The sequence below is a fragment of the Paenibacillus sp. SORGH_AS_0306 genome (assembly GCF_030819345.1).
Classification (GTDB): domain Bacteria; phylum Bacillota; class Bacilli; order Paenibacillales; family Paenibacillaceae; genus Saccharibacillus; species Saccharibacillus kyungheensis.
The window spans coordinates 4,849,990-4,874,180 of record NZ_JAUTBP010000001.1 but is presented as its reverse complement, the minus strand read 5'-3'; the positions used below and the strand labels follow the sequence as shown (position 1 = coordinate 4,874,180).

Here is a 24,191-nt window from a genome sequence, read left to right as displayed (position 1 = left end):
TTTGTATTAGGAGAGGTTCTTTTTGGATAATTATATTTCTTTCGTGCTAACCAGTTGATACGTTTTGAGCTCATTATCGATTAATTTCAGCGTATATACCGAGTTGAACGATTTCTTCTGTGTTGTACAATCTTTAGCTATAATATTGTATGTTTCTGTAGTGTGTACAGTATACGTATTATCCGTATTGGCTTTGAATGATTGGACAGTTGAACTGACCAATTCTTCGGTGATTCCTTTACTTTGAAGATGATCGATATAACTGGATGATTCTTTGTACACAGGGCCGTCTGCATCCAATAATGAAGAAACCATACTAAAATCGCCTGTATTGATAGCATCTACCGAAGTGCTTAAATAGTCGGTCATAAAATCATGAATCGATGTATCTGTTACTTCTGCACTTTCTAACGATTCTTCATCTGTAGATGCCGTACTTGTAGAAGCTGTATTGGCAGATACTTGATCTGTAGAGTCTATTTCTGCTGATGTAGTCGTTGCACTACTTGCTTTTTCAATCGTATTTTTAGCATTTATTGCATTGCTCCAACTTGTAGATGCAGAATCGATCCACCATTGTTTTTGATTCGGCTGTTGGGTAATCTGGTAAGTCCAACTTACATTTTTATCATTAGACGTGCCATCTTCATTTTTGGCTGTATATACCTGTGTAGCTGTGATTTCAATCGATTCTTTGTTGATTTGAATAGAATCGAGATCGATTACTACTTTTTGCAATGTATATTTCGGTTGCGTAAAGTAACTATTCATTTCCCATGTGGCACGATTGTAATAATCTGAATTGGGATTAACACCTTTGACTGCTTTGGCGTTGCTTGTATTGATCGCTTCTGCCAGGCTAGTCGAAGCATTATAGATAAGATCCAGTGACTTGTCGGCGATCGGCTTTTGCAAAATCGTATTCAAATCATAACGATCTTGTTCACCCGATTGAAGAGTGGTCTCTCCTGTAATCTCTGATCCTTGTGCTTGTGTAGTGACTACAAATTTGGATTGCGCGGGTACAGGTAAAATATCTAGATAATCTCCAGGTGTACCTGTAATCGGTTTATCATTTAATGTGATGGTCGATTCTACCGGCGGAAGCTGAACTTCCAATGAAGCAAGCTGGGTGTAATCTAGGATCGCTTTATTATTTTCAGTCGTATTAAAAGCTTCTACTGTATCAGTAACAGGCGCTTCAGCGAACTCTCCACGAATTACACCTTTGTACGTATATACAGAAGGCCACAAGTCCTGAATACGATTGTCTTGCGCGGCTACATTACCAATCGTCATCGAAGTAGTTAGATTTTCATTGAGATAAGGTAAAGACGCTTCAATCTGTATGGGCTCTATATGTGCTGTCCATTTGGTTCCACGCCATGATTCTACAGGTACAAATGTCAACCACTGACCTCCGCCTAGACTTTCCCGAATCTGTTTTTTCACTGCATCTGCTAACGAAGCATTTTCTTTCTGAATATATTCTGCACGATCTAATGCTTGGGCAATACCATCGTTATATGCTTTTTTAGCATCATCGGTTTGGAGCGTTTCAGCAAATAAAGATATTTTGTCTGACTGGTGTAACGGTGAATCTTTATCATCTAAATAACTGGCTAATGTATTCGCATCTCCGGCTTGAACAGCTTCTTTCATTTGCTGAGCAAGTTCTTCCGCAGATGAAGGACCATAAGTAGCACGTAATACTAGAAAAGCAATCAGCAACAACACAATGACTCCTGCTCCAACACCGCCCCATAATTTGGTTCGACGCGATAATTGAATCGGTTGACGTGCTGGCTTGGCAACTACAGGTACATGTTCTGTTGCTCTAATTTCATTTGCAGATGCTTCTGGTTGCAAACGATGTCCACATTCTTTGCAAAATACCCAATCTGGCTGTGTCTTTGTTCCACAATTTCCACAATACATAACAGGTAGTATCCTTTCTTGGATCACTATTTATTAAGTTAGCGTAGCTCTATATGATTTTAAAATAAATTACGGCTAATCCGTTGTGCTTCTTCTACTAATTCGCTACCAAAGGAATTAAAGACAACAAGAATAGCACACACTTGAATTAATACAGTAAGTCCAATAAATAAAGCCAGACGATCACGCTGGATACGGAACATTTCGATACCTGCAACCAATGTTAAAACCAATGCAGCTAGCGAAGTAGTAAATAATAATACAAATGACAATTTGATAGATATAAACATCATAAGAGCTGCTACGATAAATCCAATACCTGAAATAAGTTGTAATCCGCCTAGCTGTACCATGCTATCTTTCCAATGTAATTTATGTAATCCCATTTTGTTGCCTAATAAAAATGTTATACCTACCAGTACGATTAACGAGATCAGACCTAGCAATAACATATGATTTACGATAGGCAAATACTCACTAGCTTCGCGATATGATTCTTTGTCATCACTTATCAAACTTCCAAATCCTAAAATCATTAGCTTGATCAATTGATGCTTAAATGACCATGCCCACAAAACAAAACCTAACAATGATACAACCAATCCTAAAACTCCGTACAATAGATCGCTTTCTGCTCTTAGTTGCAAAGCAGACATCGGATTTTTGAGTAGATTCAAAATCTTATGCTTGTCTACATGTGCTAGATGATCTCTTGCTGATGTTAATATCGGTGATGGTGTAGACGTTGGTGAAGCAGCATCTACTATCGGTTGTTCTGTAGAAACACAAGTATGTATTTCATTGGGTTGAAGCTGTATACCGCATTTTGTGCAAAAAGACATTGTTATTCCCCCTAAGAATAGTTAAAATGAACTAGGTAATATTATCTATTTTTAAATTCGTTGTCTATATTACCATGTATAATGAAGAGTTACCAACTATTTTTACAATTGGCAGAAAAAGAGATTTGAAATAATTAATCTCATCTTTTTTTCAAAATCAATGTCATATAATGAATATTTCCCTCATTTAACAACGTAGAATACAGTAGATTAAATGGGATAATCTTGTTAAAATGGCATTATTGATGGAGAGGTACGACTATTTTGATAGTAAAGGAGTGATAGAAATGGGATTAAGTTATAACAATTGGCAACGTAAAAGTCAGTTAGATACGCGCGAACTTATGTTACTGGAGTCTGAAGTTAGAGCCTATGGTAAAGATATGACAGTAGCTTATATTCTATGGTTCTTCTTAGGCATATTTGGAGCACACCGCTTTTATATGGGCAAAACAGGTTCTGCTATTGCGCAATTAATTTTGACGCTGACGTTTTTCGGCTCATTTATAACAGCCATATGGTGGTTTGTAGATGCTTTTCTTTTGCATACCATGGTAAAAGAGCGTAACGATTATGTTGAAAGTAGTATTATCGACCAAATTTTAATTCAAAAACCGATCTCACCACCGAATTATTCTAATTATTAATAGTGTACTCGCGGATAGATCGTTCATACTTAGCTTCATATGTAATGCAAAAAAGATGCCTTAACTAAACGGCATCTTTTTTTCGTGGAATGATGTATCATTGCAATTCATTCTGCTACACTAACAGTATCTTTGGACAAGAAAGGAGAACAATCATGTATCTACTATCTATCATCTTTGTTGTATTAGTTGCAGTTGAACATCTTTATATTATGGTGATGGAAATGTTTCTTTGGACAAAGCCACGCACACTAAAAACGTTCAATCTTACCCCTGAATTAGCCGAATCTTCCAAATCACTTGCTGCCAATCAAGGGCTATATAATGGCTTTCTTGCCGCAGGATTAATCTGGGGATTGGTTCATCCGACAGCTATTTTTGGCTATCAGATTCAATTATTCTTTATTATCTGTGTACTGATCGCTGCTCTATACGGCGGTGCTACAGCCAGTCGCCGAATCTGGTTGATGCAAGGCGCTCCTGCTCTTCTCGCATTGCTTTTTTTACTGCTTCGGTAAGTGCTGGAATGATGAGCTTAAGATCAAGCTTGCAAGGCATCGGATGAATGCAATTGACTGTAAAATAAGTCGCTATAAAATCCGCCGGTGTCTAGCAATTGATCGTGAGAACCTTTTTCCAAAATCTGACCATCTCGCAATACTAGAATCTGATCGGCTGCTCGAATCGTATTCAATCGATGCGCAATCACAAAGCTTGTTCTGCCTTCCATTAAGCGCTGTAATCCTTCTTGAATTTTGATCTCGGTGACCGTATCGATACTGCTGGTCGCTTCATCTAATACCAGAATCGAAGGGTCGGCTAACAACGCACGTGCGATATTGATGAGTTGTCGTTGGCCTTGGCTAATTCCGCCACCATCTCGATTGAGACGATGGTTATATCCTTCAGGCAATCGTTCGATAAACGAATGTGCATTGGCTAAGATGGCGGCATCTTGCACTTCTTTATCTGTCGCATCCAGTCGACCATAACGGATATTATCCATCACTGTACCTTCAAATAAAAATGAATCTTGCAATACAAATGCTGTATGTGACCGCAAGCTTTCTCGCTTAATACTTTGGATATCCCGTCCATCAATCGTAATCTTGCCTTGATCGGCATCATAAAAGCGAGAAATCAATTGAATTAATGTCGTTTTGCCTGCTCCGGTAGGTCCTACAAGAGCTATCATTTCACCCGGTTGTGCTGTAAATGAAATATGCTGTAATGTATCGCCACCCTCACTGGTATCATAAGCAAATGATACATCATCAAAAACGACAGCACCTTCGATATGATCTACCTGAACAGCTTGTTGTTCATCTTCTGCTTCTACCGATTCATCCAAAATTTCAAATACACGCTCTGCTCCGGCTATCGCAGACAGCAATGTATTCCACTGATTAGCAAGATCATTTAACGGGCGGGTAAATTGACGTGCATACTCGACGAAAATAACGATCACACCTACTGTAATCATGCCTTTGATCGCCAATATACCGCCTACTCCTGCAATCAGACCAAAGCTCAAATTATTCAATCCATTCATAAGCTTAGGAATAAACCCGGAGATCGTCTGTGCCCAAAATCCAGATAAACGGATGCGATCATTACGCTCTCCAAATTCGCCGATCACTCGTTGTTCTTGAGCAAACGCTTTGATAATCTTTTCACCAGACAATGTCTCTTCGATATATCCGTTCAGATCACCCAAATTTTTCTGACGTTCACGATATAAGGGTCCTGTACGCCTTGTAATCCAGCGCATGCCGAATGCCATCAATGGCACTACGAGAAACGTAATCAGTGTTAACAGTGGACTTAACCACAACATCACAACCAATGTACCGATCAAAGTCAATACACTGGAAAATATCTGAATCGCCGAACTGTTCAGCGTAGAACTGACATTTTCGATATCATTGGTCACCCGACTCATCAATTCCCCTTGCTGTCTTTTGCCGAAAAAAGGAATAGGCAATTGGTGCAAATGGGAAAATAAATCGACTCGCATCCGGTACACTGTTTCTTGCGCAATCTCAATCATCCATATATTTTGTAGCCAAGACGTAACCGAGTTGAGAATATATACGACAGCTAAGCCAACAAGGAACCAGACCCACATCTGCCCTGCATCCCTAGCAAGAAAATCATCTATCGCTATCCCGATCAGATAAGGGCCGAGCAACGTGAGCGCTGACGTGAGTAACACCATAAGGAGTACTAGCATTAACTTCAGTTTGCGTTCAGCAAGGTAGTACCAGATTCTTCCCAGCGTCCCTTTCCAGTCTTTTGCACGACGCTTTTTACCAGCTACAGGTTCGACTTTTGTCGATTTGTTTGCTACTGCTTCCGTCATGACAGCAGGCTTGGGATAACGTAAAGGATCAGTTAGTGCTTTCCACATGCTCTCGTTCCTCCTTTCCAAATTGGGATGCATAAATCTGTTGATATAGCTCGGAGGTCTCTAACAAATGATCGTGATCGCCCTGTGCAATCAACTTGCCATCACTTAATAACAGCACTTGATCCGCTCGAATCGTTGAACTGATCTTTTGTGTAATCAATAATGTCGTACATGATAATTCACGTAGAGCATCAAGCAATAATGATTCTGTGCGTACATCCAATGCACTGGTGCTGTCATCTAACAGTAAAATCGATGGACGACGTACCAATGCTCTTGCGATAGAGATCCGTTGCTTCTGTCCACCTGACAAATTGACTCCCCGCTGACCAAGCAATGTATCATATCCATGTGGCAACTTGATAATAGTGTCATGAATCTGTGCAATACGAGCCGCTTCTTGAATCTCTTCAAGTGTGGCATGCTCATAACCCCATGATATATTTTCACGAATACTGCCGGTAAATAACACAATTTCTTGAGGTACATACCCAATCAATCCACGCAATTGATTATCATCTAACTCTTGAATACGTCTACCTAATACATCAATTTCTCCATGATCACTATCGTATAATCGCAAAATCAATTGAACGAGCGACGACTTACCTGAACCGGTAGAACCCATAATCGCTGTAGTCACGCCAGCACGAGCTATAAAATCAATATTTTGGAGCACTTCGGCTTCTGTACCAGGATAATGAAAACTCACCTGACGGAAAGCTACACCAATATTAGAAGGAACAGACTTTTGTAATGCGCTTACAGATGAAGCAGAACCTGCAACATATTGATCTTGATTGCCTTGTGGACGTTCATCTTCAACGGTAAACATCACTTCTTGAATCCGTTCTGCTGATGCTTTGGCACGAGAGAAAGAAGCTACAATCATTGAAAATGCAGATAAAGCACCCATCGTACGCATCGCATAGTTGATAATCGCTACCACTTCACCGACCGAAGCTTGACCCACGATAATATCCAAGTGTCCATACCAGAGAACCGCAATAATACTGGCATTGGTAATCAATAAAATAAAAGGCATCGTTGTTTCCGTTAAACGTAATGCCGACACGGTGCCTTTCATCAAATTGTTACTGCGCTCTTCAAACCGCTGACGTTCATGGTTTTTGCGAACAAATACTCGAATCAAGCGCATACCTGTAAGATTCTCTTGCATCACACTGTTAACGGTATCCAGACGACGCTGTACTTGTTGGAACAATCCTGATGCCCTGCGCATAATCACAATAACAAAAAATAAAAGAATCGGAATTCCCACCACTAATAACAATCCTAATTTCACATTAACAAGCAAAGCCATTACACTGCTACCGACAACCAACAACGGCATTCGTAGCATAAATCGCAATCCCATAAACACCATATCTTGCAACTGGGTAATATCATTGGTCAAACGCGTGATCAAAGAGGAAGAAGAAAAGCGATTAAATAACGCATACGAGAACGATTGTACTTTGTTATAGACCGCTTCCCGTAGATCATAACCTAATCCTTGACTGGCATGAGCGGCATAAAATGACCCGAATATACCTGCAAAAAAAGCAATAATTGTACCTCCTGTAAGAATACCGCCCCACAACAATACCGTCGAAATATCTTTTTGCGTTACACCATCATCAATAATTTTGGAGATCAAAAAAGGCTGTAACAATTCAAGCGCCAATTCGACTAACATCATACCCAGCGCCAAAAATGCTGCAACCCGATATTTTTTCAAAAACGAAAAAAGTACTGTCATATGTAGTCCCCTTTGTGATTGACTTCATGATGTAAACCGCTGCTGTTCTAAGAAAGGATCGTTGGAGTAACACTTCTCTTCATATATACCCCTTTTTTGTAGACTGACTTGATCGTAAAATGTTTATTTAATTTTTTATTGGTACGATAGATCAAAGAATTGACTTCGTCGATCCCTACCAAATCGGCATTTTCACTATAACGCTCTGACCATACTTCTTCGATAATCTGTTCACGTGTAACAAAATGATCCAGACATCCGTACAATAACCGGAATAACTGGTATTCTTTTTTCGATAATGTAATACTTTCTCCGTCTACTTCAATTCGCTGGAAAAAATCATGTAGTTGAATACGATGATCGATCAGATCGCTAAGTACATATTCACGTGTTTCTTCTAATTGGTTGCCTTGTTCTATTTGTAAACCTACCAAACCATTCACTAACGTTAATTGATCTTGCGCAGACATTGCGTAGCGCTGATACGGAACCAAGCGTTGCCCGTTCAATTCTGTTCCATTTTTACTACCCAAATCTTCGATATATAGCTGATCTCCTACAAGGTGAATTGTGCAGTGTTGCTTGGACACCAATTGATTATAAATAGGTAGATCAATCTGTCCTGTTCCTACATGTCTACCGATCTGAATACTTTGTCCTCTTTGGATATAGACAAATGAACCATCGCCTTCTTGACCGGCAGTATTGATTACAATTTTGATAACGTCCGGCATTGGATCTCTCTCCTTCTATACGTAAACAATGATAATTTCATCAGATTTGTTCTATTGTTTGCTAACGTACATCCTTTTATAGTGTAAACAAGCGCTAGTTATCGCCTTATCTTATTATACTAAAGTGATTTCAACAAATCCTACCGATAATCAGATTTATTCTGATTGATATGGACTAAAGTGAGGTTTTTCGATTGAAAACGAAACATATTATTATTTATGGTCTGCTTTCGTTTCTTATTGCTAGTGGGCTTGGTCTGTATGTATATATGCAAAGTCGCTTTCAGGAACAGCCGGACACTACAGTACAGAAGTATATTAACACATTGCAAACCAAAAATTATGACGAAATGTACAACTTAATGACACCAGAATCGCTTCAACAATCCGGTATGACCAAAGAACAATTTGTGCAGAAATATCAAGCGATCTTTGACGGGATGAATGTCTCTTCGATCGAAGTGAATGCCGGATTACCTGCCCCTGTAGCAGATAACAAACAGCAATACACACTGAATTATTCAGCTCAAATGAATACCTTTCTCGGTAATATCGATAAAAAATATCAGATGAAGCTTGTACAGCAAGATAGCGATCATGGCAAAACATGGCGTATTGATTGGCAACCTGCGCTGATTTTACCTGAAATGGCGCAAGGCGATAAAGTAAAAGTACAGATTCTACACCCAGAGCGTGGAGAAATAGTCGATAAAGACGGATATCCGTTAGCAACCGAAGGCACGATCTATGAATGGGGAATCGTACCCGGCAAATTAGGTGCTGATGATGCTTCCAAAGCAGCTTCTCTGACAGCAATCAGTGAGTATTACAATGTGCCTGAAGAACAGATTCAAAAAGCACTCAAGCAGTCATGGGTCAAAGACGATTATTTTGTTCCAATTGCTACAACTACTGATCCGACCATCCCGACCGAACTGAACGGTGTCTCAATGCAGACCAAAGAAGTTCGTAATTATCCTCTAGGTACAGCAGCAGCTCATCTTATCGGTTATGTGCGTCAAGCGACAGCAGAAGATTTGGAAAAAGATACCGAAGGATATTACAGTGCTCAAGATTGGATTGGTAAAGCAGGGCTTGAACAATCCATGGAAAAGCAACTACGTGGAACCAAAGGTGGACGTATCGAAATAGTTGATAAAATAGGAAAAAGTAAATCCATTATTGCTGAACATAAAGCGGTCGATGGTGAAAAGATCACGTTAACGATCAGCTCATCGGTACAACGTGAACTGTATACTACTATGTCGGGTAATCAAGATGCAGGTTCAGCGGTAATGATGAATCCGACCAATGGCAAATTGCTCGCTCTGGTAAGCACTCCTGCTTATGATCCGAACAAAATGGTGACTGGATTATCGCAAGCAGAATGGGATGCTTATTCCAACGATCCTAATCTTCCCTTTACGAATCGATTTACTAATCGGTATGCTCCTGGCTCTGTATTCAAAGCGATTACAGCTGCCGCAGGCTTAACTGAAAAAGTAACAACACCAGACAAAGTCCATACGATTCAAGGTCTACAATGGCGTAAAGATAACAGTTGGGGCGGATATTATGTAGCTCGTGTCAAAGATGTGCTTCATGTGAATATGAATGATGCTTTGATATATTCAGATAATATTTATTTTGCTCAAGAAGCTCTTGAAATGGGTAAAGCCAAATTTATCGAAGGTATTCAGAAGTTTGGCTTTGGAAGTAATTTTGGATTAGATGCTCTTTATCTCAAGCCCAGTCAGTATGCGAATAAAGACCATAGCACCTTGGATTCAGAAGTGCTTCTAGCAGATACTGCTTATGGACAAGGGGAAATGTTGATGTCACCGATTCATTTGGTAGCTTCTTTTACTCCTTTTATTACAGAAGGCAAGTTGATCAGCCCTATTTTATTTGAAGATCAAGCACAGAATAAAAAAACACCTGCTAACACGAATATCATTACAGCAGATGTCGCTAATACTGTTAAAAGTGCATTATTACAAGTCGTTGAAAATTCAGATGGTACTGCACATGCGCTTGCTGATCTTCCTTATCAGGTAGCAGCCAAAACAGGTACCGCAGAATTGAAGTTAGCCAAAGGTGAAAGTGGACAGGAGAATGGATTCGTGATCACTTTTGATCCTAATGCTTCCTTTGTACTTGCCGCGGTTGTCGAAAAAGTAAACGGTCGTGGTGGCAGTCACTATGTCGTTAACAAGCTTCATCCTTTTTTACAACAATATAAATAAGGATCAATTTCCTAAGTGTTACACACATTTTCTCTGTCTGGAGTTCTCTTCTTCAGGCAGATTTTTTGTATAGACTTTTCTTCGTTCTGGTATAAAGAAACATATCTTCCAATTATATTGTAACTGCTTGAGCGATATAGTATAGTCAAGGGGCAAGATACTACAATTCGAGGAGATGAGCAAATGGATAAAATGTGTATGCAAATGATGATGGGTATGTCGATGGAAGATATGATGAGCAAAATGACTAACATGAACATGATGATGACACAATGTAAAAACATGGACATGAACATGAAAGATATGGGCATGGATATGGATATGATGATGAGTAAATTGCAAGAGTGCGACGAAATGATGACTTCTATGATGACAATGATGCGCGACATGAAACAAGCTAGCATGTAATTCACAGAATCCATGTGAAAAACAGCTAGCTTGTTGTGTTTGATCAGATAGGTTACATCTTATTACTTATTTCATCTATTATTACTTGTGTCAGATCATGTGCGAAATGATCTGGCACTTTTTTTGTATTTATTTGCATCAATAATTAACACTCTATATTAGAAGTTTCGGATTTAATTTGACGAGATACATCAATGCGTTGCATTTTAAGTTCCCACATTTGTTCCAAAAGGCGCTGCTTATCTGCATCGTCTTTACTGGCACGAATCGAATAATAGATTTCGGTAAGTCTGGAATTGATCTTATCAAATTGTCTCCACAGGTCTTCGGTTGTAGCCCATTCCTGCTTCGTTTCTTCTGAAGCGTTCAACTTACGCATCGATTCCAAAATCTCCTCTTGCCACTGTACATCATCCAATTGGATCGCGTAATTCAATAGATCCAAATAATCATCATTGCGTTCGGATATCATTGCTTGAATACGATTCACAGTTACCATCACCTTCATTCTTTTTATATACCAAGTATTATACTCGGAATATACGGGTTTGCAATAGTAAAAATGATTTTTTTTAATTTTTCTATATTTTATAGATAGTGGAGCGTACTTATTTCACATGATGCAAAAAAAGCATCTACCAGAGGCAGACACTTCTTATAGATACTCTATGCTATTGTTGTAACGTGACTACTCACGCTTATGATTGATCTCATGTTGATTTTGATGCCATTCTTTAACCATCGTATGATAAAAACTGCTTTCTTGACGGCTTAGTCCATCTTTGTTGTTTTTCATCGTCATCGTTTCAATATTGCGTCGTAAAATTTCATTTTGGCGTTCTAACACTGCTGTTGAATTCAATGTATTTCCCTCCAATGGATAGTGATGGTCTATATGCCATCTGTTATCTAATGATAATCTCAATCAAACTAGAGTAAAGTATATCGAATATCTGTACAGAAGCAAAATTGCCTTAGCACGCCACAACAGGTCTGATCCTCGCTCAGCTGGAATGAACTCTTACTCATCTCACCTGTCCATACAATTACGGCACTATCCTGCTTTTAAGAGCTAGATACGTGTTTGCGGATTATTACGTCCATGCCCAGAAAAAACCGTCTCGATCCCATGCGACTCGGCCTGCATGGTGTTTACGGAACGCTTTTTTGATCTCTTTGGATAACGAGACATTTCCACTTTCACTTGTAAATAAGTACTCTTCTCCATACTCTGCACGTACATAAGCGATCGCATCTTCTTGTTTGAGTGTACCCTGATTTTTGATCTGCTCTACCATCCATTCAGCGATACGCTGCTCGGTCGTTATTGAATCTGTCATTGGTTTTATCCCCTTTATGTGGTTGAACTCATTATAACTTTGATATTTATGAAACTATTGTGTTCCTCTCAGAGTAGTATACGTTAATAACGATACTTTGCAAAAAGATTTTGATATCTGTCAAAGGAGTGACCTATGATGAAAAAAGGATTATTATTGCTTATTTTAAGTATAAGTCTGTTGTCTGGCTGTTCTGCACTGGATCAAGTAAATCAATCGGTAAATTATGTGAGTGAAGCTACTTCGTATATTGATCAAGCTTCTCAATTTTCCAGTCAATTGCCTGAGTTAACGCAACAAGCGGTTGTCGATAAAGAAGCACGCACCCAACTTGTACAAGAACTACAACAAATGCAGACGCAAATCAATCAATTTAGCAATGTAGAAGCACCCGGGTTTGCCCAAGATTTGCATCAAAAGTTGATCGCTTATAACGAAACATTAGATACAGAGATTAATGGACTGATCGATCAGGCTCAAGCCGGACAGATTACACTGGAAAAAGTAAATAATTCGCAAATTTTTCAGACGATCGATCAGATCAATGGACTGATGAATCAGTTCCAACAGTTAGGTCAATAAACTAAATATCATTTCTGTTTATCTATTTACAAATAAGATATACATCCGTCTATATTGAATATTCATTAAGATGTAAGATATTTCGCTATCGCAAACATCACTTTTCCATCCAACTACAAGAAGTCACGCCTATAATAGCCAGCGCTATTTTACGCAAAAAAAACCTTCACTGCATACTAGAGCAGTAAAGGTTTTTTGTGATTTAACTGTACCTCATCAGGCTGGATAGCTATCTCTTATTTGATCAATTGAATATTGCCCATCAATGGCAAAGGTTTGCGTTCGCCTTTGGAAGCATTAATAATACCGATGATCATAAATGCGAAAATAGCTAGACTCACTAATGGAAGTAACAATCCCAAAAATGGAATAATGGAGAATACTAGATTTGCCGCAACAGCTACTAAAAATAGCGTCAATCCTTGATTCGCATGATACATCGCAAATGGTGAATTACGAGCAGCAAGCAATGGAATAAAGAAAATGATATAAGCAAGAATAGCCATCACTTTGTTGTCTTGCACGTCTTTAGAATCGTTTGGCGGATACGGCGGTTGGAAGTCAGACATTGGTTAACCCCTTTTCTTATCATGTAAGTGACAATTCTCGATTAGCGGCAGTCTGGAAGTTTAATAGTGCATATTGTATGTAATCTTTGCCTCATTTGAAAATCATCCAAATTATAACATTACTGTGTTCACTTGAGTAGGTAAAAAATGACTTATCTTTTCTTTTTTATTTTGATTATCTTATTGTAACTATCAAAAACAACTTTGGATAATCTCAATGACTTCTTCTAGAATAGAAGATGGTAGTACATCTACTTTGTAAGGAGAACGTGCTTTATAATCTAATGACTTCATTTGTTCACACATAATCTTGCCTTTAATTTTATTATCTTCATTTAAATGAATATACAGAGGATGTCTTCGAATAGTGTTAGTTACAGGTACAACCATCATCATACCTGTACGATGAAATTCATTATTACTTACCACTACTGCTGGTCGATGACCTGCTTGTTCATGACCTTTGGTAGGATTAAAGTCTAAATAAATAATATCACCTTGTGAAGGTATATAGCTCATCATGATGCTCGCTTTCTATATATTATTTCGATTTCAATAAACCAATCGTTTTAAAATGTGCTACCACACTTCTTTGCCTTGAGGACTTCCTGTATCCCATTCACTACTTTTTAATTCTTCTGTAGTATATGAAGCAAATCGTTCTTTTAAGGTGATCGGTTGTTTTACAGCTTTGATCTGAATAATACCATCAACAACATAGAACTCGACTTCATCATTTTCTTTGATATGTGCTTCCTCTAGAATAGACTTAGGCAATCGTACACCTTGACTGTTTCCCCACTTTTTGACTGTACCCCTCATTATTATTTCATCTCCTTTCACAAAGATTATATTCCTGCTTTAAGTATATCCTTTGTGTATACATCTTTTTATCTTTTTGCAAATAATGATACAACAAAAGACGCTCCTCAGAGCGCCTTATGATCTAATCTATGCTATTTTTACACTTTAGTTTCTTTTGCTAACTTGCGTTGCTTTCTTTTCTCTTGTGAGCGCACAAGTACCATATATAGCGAAGGTACGACTAACAGAGTTAATACGGTGGAGAATAACAGTCCGAAAATAATCGCGATCGCAAGCGGTCGGAACAATAGCTCACCGACAGTCGCCATTGGGATCAAAGCCACAATTGCTGCTAGAGATGTTAACAAAATCGGACGGAATCTTGCCGAAGCAGCTAAAATAATGGCTTCTTTCAATTCTTTGCCTTCTTTACGCGCATCTTCGATAAATTCGATAAGCACAATCCCGTTCCGTACAACGATCCCTGCTAATGAAATTACACCCATCATCGACATAAATCCGATTGGTGTTCGAGTAATAAATAACCCTAGTACTCCACCTGCCGCAGCTAGATACACAGTCGTCATAATGATTACCGGAATCCAAAGCGAATAAAATTGCATCGTAATTAGAATAATAATCAACATGATAACGACGATAAATAATTTACCGAGATCGACGAAAATATCACTTTGTTTGGATGTTTCTCCACCTGTTTCCCATTTGTATCCATCCGGGAACGATACACTTGCCATTTTAGTTTGCACATCGCCCATCACTTCTGTAGCGGTACGACCGGATACATCTGCTTCGATCGTATTCACTCGTTCTAGATTATAATGATTGATTTGCTTGATCGAGAAGGATGGCTTCATCTCTCCGATCTGTGAAAGGGGAACCTGTACACCGGCTTCATTGGTTACATTGGCTTGCCGGAATAGTGTCTCTGCATTGAGTTGGTTGGAATCTTTCATATAGATTTTCATATCTATTAATTCTTTACCTGTATCAAAGTCGCCTATTTTGACTCCTGTACCCATCATCAACAATGTTTGAGTAAGGTTTTTGTAGGTGACTTGATATTGATCCATCGCCGCTTGATTAACTACAAAATCGAGCGAATAACTTTCGATTCCCATCGTATCGGTGACATTGGTAGCTCCATTCGTAGACGCGACTACACTTTTCACCTGATCGGTAAGTTTGCGAATTTCAGCCAAGTCATTGCCTGATATACGAATAGAAACAGGCTTACCTACTGGAATCCCAAGCTCTGTCATACTCACTGAAGTCGTCACCGCCGGGAAATCTTTTTTCAATGCTGCTGCCCATTGGGTAGAAGCGGTAGCGACATTTAACTTTTCTTTGTCTCCGGTTAAGACAACAGCTCCTTGATTCGTTCCATAACTATCTACACTTGTAATATTTGAAAATAAAGGCGCTGCGGTTCCGCCAGCAGAAGAAGATACTTTGGTAACACCGGGTTGTTTTTTCACCCATGCTGCCATTTGCTCTATAGTATCGTTCGTTTCTTCGATCGATGTTCCTGAAGGCATCTTCACACTGATCGTCAGCTCTGCATTGTCTGATTTAGGGAACAATTCTACAGGCGTGAATAACACCAACACATATGCCAATGTACTAAATAAAAGCCCTAAGATTGCGACAAATACAGGACGTTTTAAAATGCCTGGCATCACACGATGCGCATAGACATTGGTTGCTCCTTGAATCTGTTTGCCCAGTAACCCTGAAGGCTTATCACTACGTGTTGCTTTGCCTTTTTTCAATTGACGGGTCTCGTACCATTCACGAAAGATAGGAATAATCGTTAACGACATGACCATAGATGCTAACATCGCTAAAGAAATAATAACAGGAATAGGACGGATAAATTCTCCTATATCGCCTGTTAACAACAGCAATGGAGCAAATGCTGCAATCGTTGCTAACGTAGCGGTCAGAATCGAGATAGCGACTTCTTTCGTTCCTTTGATTGCGGCTTCACTTGGACTTTCTCCATGACTTAATCGCCGTTCAATATTATCATTGACGACTACCGCATCATCCACCAGTATACCGAGTACAATAATCAATCCGACAACCGTCATCTGATTGAGCGTAATCCCCATCGAAGGCAATAGAATCATAGCGATTGCTATCGAGACTGGAATCGCCAGTGCGACAAATAATGAAGTCAGCATATTTAAGCCCAGCATACAGATCACGACAACTACAGCAATCGCAATCAAAGTCTCTTCGGTTAACGCATGGAAAATGCGATCTGTTTCATCTTTTTGCGCAAATAACGAAGTGATTTTGACATTAGCAGGTAATGTTTTTTGTAGTTCAGTCATTTTGGCATTTACACGTTCATACATCGTAGGTACGTCGGAACCGACTTCACTGCTAATCTTAATCGCTATCGAAGGCACGCCATTATAATAAGAAAGATATTCAGCTTTGGCATGACTCATTTGTACATTCGCTACATCTTCTAGATATACAGGAACTTTGGTATCTGAACGATATACTACGATTTTTTTGAGTTTATTCACATCATAACTAAGCGGCACATTCAATTCATAACTTCGTTTGCCATTATCAATCGTTCCTGTAGGCACTCGATCATTAGACGATTGGATCGCTTGTAAAATACTTTCCCAGGCAATGCCATACTGTTGTAATTTATTCATATCGGCATCAATTCGTACTTGTTGCTCAGGAATGCCATCAATCACTACATCGGTAACGCCTTCTACCGAACGCAATTGATCTTCCCATGTATGCATTAAGTCGTTTAATGCCCAGATATCTTGCGTAGATTTGCCATATAGAGCAAACGATTGAACAAATGATTTGGTTAAATTGTCGTTGACGATTGGCTTATCTGCATCGTCAGGTAGATCAGCTTCTACATCTTGAATTTTTTTGCGCAAATCATTCCAGACTGTCTGAGCATCAGCATCCGGTTGCGTCTCAATAATAATCGAAGAGATACCTGCACTTGATGTAGACGTAACGGTTTTAAGATTAGGTACTTCTTTAATTTTTTGTTCTAAGACTTTGGTAACTGTCTGCTCCACCAGATCAGGATTAGCCCCTGCATAGACTGTTGTCACCATCGCTTGCTTGACCACCACATCAGGCATTAACTGCTTTGGTAATTGAAGTCCACTGGCTACACCTACAATAATGAGTACAATAAAGAACAACAACGTAATTTTGCGCTTTTTGACGATATAATTAATCATGTTATTGTCCCTTCTGTACTTGCAACGCATCGCCATCCATCAGACGATCTGCACCACTACTGACAATCTGATCACCTACTTGTAGACCAGACTTGATCTCATACTGATTATTGTATAATTCACCGATCTGAACAGTCTTTTTGACTGCTTTTCCTTTTTGATTTACAAATACATAAGGTTTATTCGATGTGCTCACTACAGCAGAAGCAGGTACAGCGATGCCGGTTCGTCTTGTAGCTTGCTCTGAAGCTTTGACCACTTGACCGGGTTTCCAATCTTGTTGCGGATTATTGATTACCACTTCTGCATTGATAGAACCTGTATTTTTATTGGTTGCTGGATATAATTTTTTGACAATACCACTACGTACTTGATCGTATAGATTGATACTGACTTTTTGACCCACTTTCCAGTTTTTCAATTCTTGATCTGCAATCGGTAGTAACACTTTAAGCTGGTTCACTTTGCCGATCGTAAATACAGAAGTACCTGCGGAGATCGTCTGTCCACTTGAAATCTCTTTTTCCAAAATCACACCACTAACCGATGATCTCAGTGTAGTTCTCGATAGATTAAGAGAAGCTTCTTTTTGCGCTACGATCGCTTGTTGATAGCTCGCTTGTGCTTGTTCTACTCCAGCTTGGGCTTGTGCAATACCTGCTTGAGCTTGCTCTACCTCTGCATTTGCTTGCTCTATACCTGTTTGAGCAGACTGTACACCTGCTTGCGCTTCTTTCACTGCTGAGGCTGCACTTGCACGATCAGACTGGCTTGCTCCTTCTACCAATAATGATAATTGTTGCTTTGCATCATTTAGACTTTCTTGAGCAACTTGCATTGCTGTCTGTGCTTGTTCATATTCTTGCTTGGTTAACAGTCCATTTTGATATAAAGTAGACGCTCGATCTGCTTCCACTTTATTTTGATTATATGTTGTCTGTGCCTTGTTAACCGCATTAATTGCTTGATTCTTCTGTTGAGAACGCGCTCCATCTGTTACGCCACGCTCTGCTGCGCGAGCACTGTCGACTTTGGCATTTGCTGCTGCTACACTTGCCGCTGCTGATTGCTTGGAAGCTTGCGCTTTGCTAAGTCCACCTTGAGCACTTTTTAGTTGTGCTTGTGCACTGGATACACTTGCTTGTGCTTGATCGACTGCTTGCTGAGCATTGCTTACTTTTAACTGAAGATCAGCAGGATCGAGAGTAGCCAGTACATCTCCTTGCTTCACAGCATCGCCTACACTGCCATTAACTGCTTCTACTGTACCAGCAATTTTGAAAGAAACCGGATATTCATCAGATGCCGCTAATGTTCCAGATAGATCATACGTTGTATCTAAAGGTACTTTTTTAACAGTTGTTAATTCAACGGTTGCTTGCGCTTCACTTTGCGCTTGGCTATCTACTGTAGAACAAGCGCTCAAAATAGTCATCATTAAGACTATGCACAAAGCAGATAAACTGCGTATCTTCATTCTCATCTGCTCCTTATCATCTCAAAATCATTATAAAATAAATCGCTTAATCTGTTCCAAAATCTCTTCTGCTGATAAAGGGTCTCCGAACTTCTCCCACTCAAATACAAGTGCTTCATACATACGGCATAATAAAAATGCTGTTAATAATTTGTCGGGTACTTTGATCAAATTCGCTTGTTCTGCTTTTTCCAAACGGCTGGCTATAATATGAATCGTTTCACAATTGATTTCTTCCAGCGCATTTTTGGAAGCTTCTGTCGCGTATTCAATCGCTTCTTGTTCTAACTTACCTAACAACTCATGATCTTTGCGGAACTGCATACACCCCTGTATTGTATGATGAAGCTTTTCATGAATCGTTCCTTCGATCGCCATGTTGTCGTCTATCGTCTGAGCCAGATCATCATTCACATTTTGAATAATCGCTTTTAAAATATCTTCTTTGGTCTCAAAAAAGAGATAGATAGCGCCTTTGCTAATACCTGCTGTTTTGGCAATATGCTCTACTGTTGTTCCTTTATATCCAAACAAAGAAAAAACCTGTTTGGCTGCTTTTAAAATTTTTAAACGTCTCTCATCTACATATATTTCTTCCATCATGATATCCTCCAGTGATCCAAAAATGAATAGCGGCACCATTTGTTGCAAACAAAAATCTTCTTCCAAATGGTGGTTCTGGTTTAGTATATCATTCATTAGCTTTACCTCCATGACCAAAAAACCAATTTAGTTTTCTGGTCAAATCATATTATGAATTGATAGCAATGTCAAATAGAAAGATCTGTTTTTTCGACAATTTTTGTTGTTCGAGCTTCTTTTTTCGTATATGATATGGAAAACTTTATTATATAATTATTGTATTTCCTAAATTTGAAAATACTAAGGGATGTTGCAGATGAATCATAACCTTCTGGTCTGGAGTACACCTGATCTATGGAATCCGATATGGATCGTTATTGGTATAGGTATTGTTTTTGCGGTGATCACTCTTGTGATCTATGCTATGCGAGGGATACGAAAGCTTATTCGTTTTGTAAGAATACAATTGCAAGCGGTTCACAATCTTCATCTGTATCAGGATGTCGGGCAACAGTTAGATCGTATTCGTAAATTAGAGCATAGCGATGATCAGCTAGCACGTCTAAATACACTTATTGCTCAGACGACCGATCGTCATCTGCTGGCAAGAATACATATTGTACGTGCAGAAGTATATGAACAGATCCACCAACCTGCAATGGCGATCAAAGATTATCAACAAGCGATTCGGAATCATCCTGAAAATGATATTGCTTATTTCGCACGTGCTTTACTGTATGAAAAAGATCAAAAATGGGATTTAGCTTTGCGTAGTTACCATCAGGCGATTGATCGTTATCCTGCACATCTAGATGCATATTACCATTGTTGTCAGATTTATTTTGTACAGAAAGATATCTATCGTTCACTGGAATATGCTAATACGATAGTGGAACTTCAGCCTGATGCACATGCTTATTACAATCGTGGTGTCGCTTATGCAAGAGTTGATGACTATACTCAAGCTGTTGCTGATTACGAGAAAACGATTGAACTGGATGCTAATTATGCTAATGCTTATGTGAATCTAGGCATTTATTATGGAAAAATAGACAATAAAGATCTAGCACTACAGTATTATCAATTAGCAGTGGAATGTGGCGATTATAATATTGATATGCATTACAACCGGGCACTCTTATATATCGATCTACAAGAATATGCGTTAGCGCTGGAAGATTTGAATATCTATATCGCTTTGGAGCAACATTATGGTGATGCGTATTATAATCGGGGTTGGATTTACAACGAAGTGTACGAACGTTCTGATCTAGCATTGGAAGATTATACACGCTCGATCGAATTACAACCGAACCAAGCACGAGCTTATAACAATAGAGGATTGATTTATCTGGGTCGACAACAATATGATCTGGCGATTCAAGATTACAATATAGCGATTTCGTTCTATCCTGATACATCCAAATACTATGTCAGTCGTGGATGGGCTTATCAATGCCAGCAAGAAGATGAACTTGCGCTACATGACTATGCCAGAGCATTAGAACTGGATGAACGCAATTCACAGGCCTATATTAATCGGATTGCGCTGTACAAAGCTAAAGGGTATCGTTCATGGGTGATTCACGATTATCATCGCTTAATGGAAATAGAACCGGAAGCCGTCTGGATTTATTTTGACTGTAGTTGGTATTGCCTAGAAAACAATGATTATGAATTAACTATCCAGTATCTCGATCAAGCTGTTACTATTGATCCTACCCATGCTTTATCGTACAACAATCGTGGGTATGCTTATCAACGGCTCAAAGATTATGATGCAGCTCTAGCTGATTACAGTAAAGCTATAGAATGCGATCCCGACACAAACGCATTATACTATCGCAATCGTAGTTATATTTACGATTTTCAAGGAGAAACAGACAAAGCCAAACAAGATTGGCATAAAGCTGATCAGATTGAACAACATCTACATCTTGTCTAGTCTAATCATGTCACGCCTATACTCGATGATACTATTTTGTTATAGCATGTACTCAAACAAACAGCGCCGAGCCTACAAAGCACTCGACGCTGTTTGTTTTGGGATAAAGATTGTATATCGATTTGACTTACAGCTGATTGTACTCTATCTCTTTGTATCCTTAGATGTTGCAAGAACAGTTGTACTTTTTATTTTGCTAATGCTTGAACTTCCGGTTCACTTAATGCTTTATTATAAATTCGCACTTCATCCATCATCCCTTTAAAGTACGCATCTGCTGCAAATCGGCTTTTGCCTAAATAAGCTTCGCGTGTCATCAAATCACTTGGATTAAATGTCATCTTGTCATTGGTCGCAGATAACTTTCCATTTACATATAACTTTCCTGTATTTCCTTCAATCGTAACAGCTACATGCACCCATTGATTGAGCGGAAGCGGTGTTGAAGTGATTAGATTCTGGTCGGTATTTTGCTGATGAATAGTAAACTGCATCCCTGTGCCTTGAGAAGGTGTCAAAAATATAAAGCTATTCATGCCATCGCCAAAATCCAAAATACGTTGCCATGCAGCTCCGCCTTGCCAGTTCACCCAACCTGCAAACGTAAAGTCTTGTCCATCCGTCACTGTACCCGGCAATTGTACATATCCGTTCGTTCCATTCAGTGCTACGGCTCCACCTTGTACACCTGCGGTGCTCCAACTGGCTCCATGATGAAGTGCTCCGTCATAATGATTATAAGTGTTGTCTTGTACAGTTGTACCTGATGTCTGGTTAAAATCATACTGACCTAACAAAGGTCCACGCCCTTGTTCTAGCACAGTCACTTTAAAATTTTTGTTCTTTTTCGCATCGCCTTTGGTGATTGTTGCAATCATCGTCACTTTGGCATTGCCTTTGCCTGCTTCAGGACGTGTGATCACACCTTTGTCTGAAATGATATCTGGCTTGGACGATTTCCATGTGATCTGCGTGTTATGCGTACCTTTATCAGGTAGATCAAGATTATAGAACACAGCGCTAATATCCCCGAGATCCAGATCTTTGTCCACAGCGGATACGAATTGCTTGTCTTTTCTGGGTGCCATCTGGCTACCCCACACACCTATACCACTTTCCGATAATGCTGTAAGTGTCAGCGTTGTATCACCTGATTGCGGGTTTGTCTCGTGGAGGAAGACACCATTATACTCTACACCATCTATATTGATTTGTACGTTATGATCACCTTGTAATGTCCATGTACCTTGTACTGCACCTGTGATCTTACCGTTATCTTGTAACTCAACAGATATCGATGAATGTACATTGGCGCTGATTTCTTTATCCTGTGTAATCCATTGATATTCACCTGTAATATCGCTAGCTTTGACTGGTGAAGCAACATTTTGTTCGCCTGCATAACGGTAAGGAGCGACAACAGGCCACCCTTTATCATTCATAAACATCTCGTGCACACGCACTTCATGCTCTTCCCCACGATCTACAAATCGAGAATGGAAAATAAGAAAATACTTGCCTGTTTGCTCATCATAATAAGCGGAGTTATGCCCTGGAGAGACTGCATTAGCTCCAACCCCCTGACCTGGATCACCAATTTCACGTTCAAACTGATAATTTCCCATAATCTTCACACCATAAGGTGCTATCGAAGCATCGTCAAATAATGGCTTGGAAGGATCAGCTTGTACATTGGTCATATCATTACCTTGCGCATCGTAAAAAGGGCCATCTGGGTTGTGAGAACGAGCAATCCGCACATTGTAGCCACCTAATGAATCCAGTCCACCAAACGATAAAAATAAATAGTAATAATCTGTCTCAGGGCTATACAGCATATACGGCCCTTCAATACGACTGTGATTGCCACCGATTAACTTTTTGCCATATCCTTGATCTGGAAGTGGCTTACCGCTTACCGGATCTAATTGCAGAATAAAGATACCACCAGAGTATGAACCATAGACCATCCATAACTTGCCTTCTTTATCGAAAAAAGTATCAGGATCGACAGCATTCGGATCTTTGGTTGCATCATAGATCGTCCCGCCTGCTCCAGCTTCGCCCCACATCCCTGATTTGAGGAAAATACCTTGATCTTTGTAAGGGCCTTCGATATTATCCGAGACTGCTACACCGAGTGCAGAACGAGGAGAATCGCCTTTGCATGCGTTGTAATACATATAGAATTTACCATCTGCTAACTGGATCACATCTGCAGCCCATAGCGTATCTGACTGCGCCCAATCAAACGTTTCTTTTAGTTCTTCTTTTACATTAGGAATCAACGGATTGCCATTGGCTACACCGGAAGAAATCATTTGCCAGTTCATAAGATCACTAGACTTGGCAGATGCTAAATGGGAACCAAAAATATAAAATTCATCGCCTACACGAATCACAGACGGATCATGCACAGAAGCTTCCTGATACGTAGGCGCTTTCTGCTTATTTGCGCTGTCACTTGCTGTACGTACCGACTCAGATGCTGATAGATGACTACCATTATCGCTTGCCCATGTCGGCCCTACAGGTAAAAGCAGTGCAGCAGTTAATGCCAGTAGACTTGTTTTGGTCCACGTATTTTTTGTCATTACTTGATCTCCTTTGTATGAAAAGATGTTTAATAGTTAATATATTTGTTATCTTTT

Annotated in this window: 21 protein-coding genes; 6 read left to right on the top strand and 15 right to left on the bottom strand. The window is 39.4% G+C overall.

Translation table 11 applies throughout. The annotated features are described in order from the left end of the window. Nucleotides 1–30: 30 nt before the first annotated feature. Together QE450_RS21625 and QE450_RS21620 are read right to left on the bottom strand one after the other, a co-directional pair. Nucleotides 31–1,938: a TcaA NTF2-like domain-containing protein gene (locus QE450_RS21625; RefSeq protein WP_307302030.1), complete on the bottom strand. Its 1,908-nt coding sequence runs from the start codon at nucleotides 1,936–1,938 to the stop codon at nucleotides 31–33. 59 nt (nucleotides 1,939–1,997) lie between these two features. Further along, nucleotides 1,998–2,780 carry a hypothetical protein gene (locus QE450_RS21620; protein WP_307302028.1) on the bottom strand — a complete coding sequence of 261 codons (783 nt, stop codon included), beginning with the start codon at nucleotides 2,778–2,780 and terminating at the stop codon, nucleotides 1,998–2,000. 287 nt (nucleotides 2,781–3,067) lie between these two features. Here QE450_RS21620 and QE450_RS21615 point away from each other — a divergent pair, with 287 nt between their 5' ends. Both QE450_RS21615 and QE450_RS21610 read left to right on the top strand, forming a co-directional pair. After that, on the top strand, nucleotides 3,068–3,427 hold the full coding sequence (locus tag QE450_RS21615) for a TM2 domain-containing protein (RefSeq protein WP_273614477.1): 360 nt from the start codon (nucleotides 3,068–3,070) through the stop codon (nucleotides 3,425–3,427). Nucleotides 3,428–3,582: 155 nt separating this feature from the next. Further along, complete coding sequence (locus QE450_RS21610) at nucleotides 3,583–3,945, top strand: DUF1304 domain-containing protein (protein WP_307302025.1); 363 nt, start codon at nucleotides 3,583–3,585, stop codon at nucleotides 3,943–3,945. Nucleotides 3,946–3,968: 23 nt separating this feature from the next. Here the strand turns inward: QE450_RS21610 and QE450_RS21605 are convergent, their stop codons facing one another. From QE450_RS21605 to QE450_RS21595, 3 genes are read right to left on the bottom strand one after another with little or no spacing between them, the layout of a single operon-like run. After that, entirely contained in the window at nucleotides 3,969–5,789 is a 1,821-nt protein-coding gene (locus QE450_RS21605; RefSeq protein ID WP_373462059.1) for an ABC transporter ATP-binding protein, read from the bottom strand. Between the two features lie 28 nt (nucleotides 5,790–5,817). Continuing rightward, on the bottom strand, nucleotides 5,818–7,599 hold the full coding sequence (locus QE450_RS21600) for an ABC transporter ATP-binding protein (protein ID WP_307302021.1): 1,782 nt from the start codon (nucleotides 7,597–7,599) through the stop codon (nucleotides 5,818–5,820). 47 nt (nucleotides 7,600–7,646) lie between these two features. Beyond that, nucleotides 7,647–8,333, bottom strand: coding sequence for an FHA domain-containing protein (locus QE450_RS21595; protein WP_273614473.1), 687 nt, complete (start codon nucleotides 8,331–8,333; stop codon nucleotides 7,647–7,649). A 194-nt stretch (nucleotides 8,334–8,527) separates the two neighbouring features. On the opposite strand from QE450_RS21595, the gene pbp4 reads away from it, so the two are divergent. Together pbp4 and QE450_RS21585 are read left to right on the top strand one after the other, a co-directional pair. Continuing rightward, entirely contained in the window at nucleotides 8,528–10,579 is a 2,052-nt protein-coding gene (gene pbp4 / locus QE450_RS21590) for a penicillin-binding protein PBP4(5) (RefSeq protein WP_307302019.1), read from the top strand. Between the two features lie 183 nt (nucleotides 10,580–10,762). Further along, complete coding sequence (locus QE450_RS21585; protein ID WP_069329692.1) at nucleotides 10,763–10,987, top strand: hypothetical protein; 225 nt, start codon at nucleotides 10,763–10,765, stop codon at nucleotides 10,985–10,987. A gap of 145 nt (nucleotides 10,988–11,132) precedes the next feature. Here QE450_RS21585 and QE450_RS21580 read toward each other — a convergent pair whose 3' ends face one another. The 3 genes from QE450_RS21580 to QE450_RS21570 all read right to left on the bottom strand — a co-directional run bounded on the left by QE450_RS21580 (nucleotide 11,133) and on the right by QE450_RS21570 (nucleotide 12,327). Further along, the gene (locus QE450_RS21580; RefSeq protein WP_273614471.1) at nucleotides 11,133–11,477 is read right to left on the bottom strand and encodes a hypothetical protein; all 345 of its coding nucleotides are present in this window, start codon (nucleotides 11,475–11,477) and stop codon (nucleotides 11,133–11,135) included. A 198-nt stretch (nucleotides 11,478–11,675) separates the two neighbouring features. Then, nucleotides 11,676–11,849, bottom strand: coding sequence for a hypothetical protein (locus QE450_RS21575; protein WP_273614470.1), 174 nt, complete (start codon nucleotides 11,847–11,849; stop codon nucleotides 11,676–11,678). A 232-nt stretch (nucleotides 11,850–12,081) separates the two neighbouring features. After that, complete coding sequence (locus QE450_RS21570; protein ID WP_204826981.1) at nucleotides 12,082–12,327, bottom strand: DUF6953 family protein; 246 nt, start codon at nucleotides 12,325–12,327, stop codon at nucleotides 12,082–12,084. A 138-nt stretch (nucleotides 12,328–12,465) separates the two neighbouring features. On the opposite strand from QE450_RS21570, the gene QE450_RS21565 reads away from it, so the two are divergent. Continuing rightward, nucleotides 12,466–12,909: a DUF6376 family protein gene (locus QE450_RS21565; protein ID WP_307302013.1), complete on the top strand. Its 444-nt coding sequence runs from the start codon at nucleotides 12,466–12,468 to the stop codon at nucleotides 12,907–12,909. A gap of 236 nt (nucleotides 12,910–13,145) precedes the next feature. Here the strand turns inward: QE450_RS21565 and QE450_RS21560 are convergent, their stop codons facing one another. The 6 genes from QE450_RS21560 to QE450_RS21535 all read right to left on the bottom strand — a co-directional run bounded on the left by QE450_RS21560 (nucleotide 13,146) and on the right by QE450_RS21535 (nucleotide 19,712). After that, complete coding sequence (locus QE450_RS21560) at nucleotides 13,146–13,478, bottom strand: magnetosome magnetite crystal formation protein family (RefSeq protein WP_273614468.1); 333 nt, start codon at nucleotides 13,476–13,478, stop codon at nucleotides 13,146–13,148. A gap of 192 nt (nucleotides 13,479–13,670) precedes the next feature. Further along, nucleotides 13,671–14,000, bottom strand: coding sequence for a type II toxin-antitoxin system PemK/MazF family toxin (locus tag QE450_RS21555; protein ID WP_307302011.1), 330 nt, complete (start codon nucleotides 13,998–14,000; stop codon nucleotides 13,671–13,673). Between the two features lie 57 nt (nucleotides 14,001–14,057). Then, on the bottom strand, nucleotides 14,058–14,300 hold the full coding sequence (locus QE450_RS21550; protein WP_274171230.1) for an AbrB/MazE/SpoVT family DNA-binding domain-containing protein: 243 nt from the start codon (nucleotides 14,298–14,300) through the stop codon (nucleotides 14,058–14,060). 140 nt (nucleotides 14,301–14,440) lie between these two features. Then, on the bottom strand, nucleotides 14,441–17,536 hold the full coding sequence (locus tag QE450_RS21545; protein ID WP_307302008.1) for an efflux RND transporter permease subunit: 3,096 nt from the start codon (nucleotides 17,534–17,536) through the stop codon (nucleotides 14,441–14,443). Between the two features lies 1 nt (nucleotide 17,537). Then, on the bottom strand, nucleotides 17,538–19,013 hold the full coding sequence (locus QE450_RS21540; RefSeq protein ID WP_307302005.1) for an efflux RND transporter periplasmic adaptor subunit: 1,476 nt from the start codon (nucleotides 19,011–19,013) through the stop codon (nucleotides 17,538–17,540). A gap of 30 nt (nucleotides 19,014–19,043) precedes the next feature. Next, entirely contained in the window at nucleotides 19,044–19,712 is a 669-nt protein-coding gene (locus tag QE450_RS21535; protein WP_307302003.1) for a TetR/AcrR family transcriptional regulator, read from the bottom strand. A 199-nt stretch (nucleotides 19,713–19,911) separates the two neighbouring features. On the opposite strand from QE450_RS21535, the gene QE450_RS21530 reads away from it, so the two are divergent. Continuing rightward, nucleotides 19,912–21,540, top strand: a complete 1,629-nt coding sequence (locus QE450_RS21530) for a tetratricopeptide repeat protein (RefSeq protein WP_307302001.1) — start codon at nucleotides 19,912–19,914, stop codon at nucleotides 21,538–21,540. Between the two features lie 188 nt (nucleotides 21,541–21,728). On the opposite strand, the gene abnB is transcribed toward QE450_RS21530, so the two are convergent. Beyond that, nucleotides 21,729–24,134 (bottom strand): arabinan endo-1,5-alpha-L-arabinosidase AbnB, encoded by a 2,406-nt coding sequence (abnB, locus tag QE450_RS21525; RefSeq protein ID WP_307301999.1) that lies wholly within the window; start codon nucleotides 24,132–24,134, stop codon nucleotides 21,729–21,731. Between the last annotated feature and the right edge of the window lie 57 nt (nucleotides 24,135–24,191).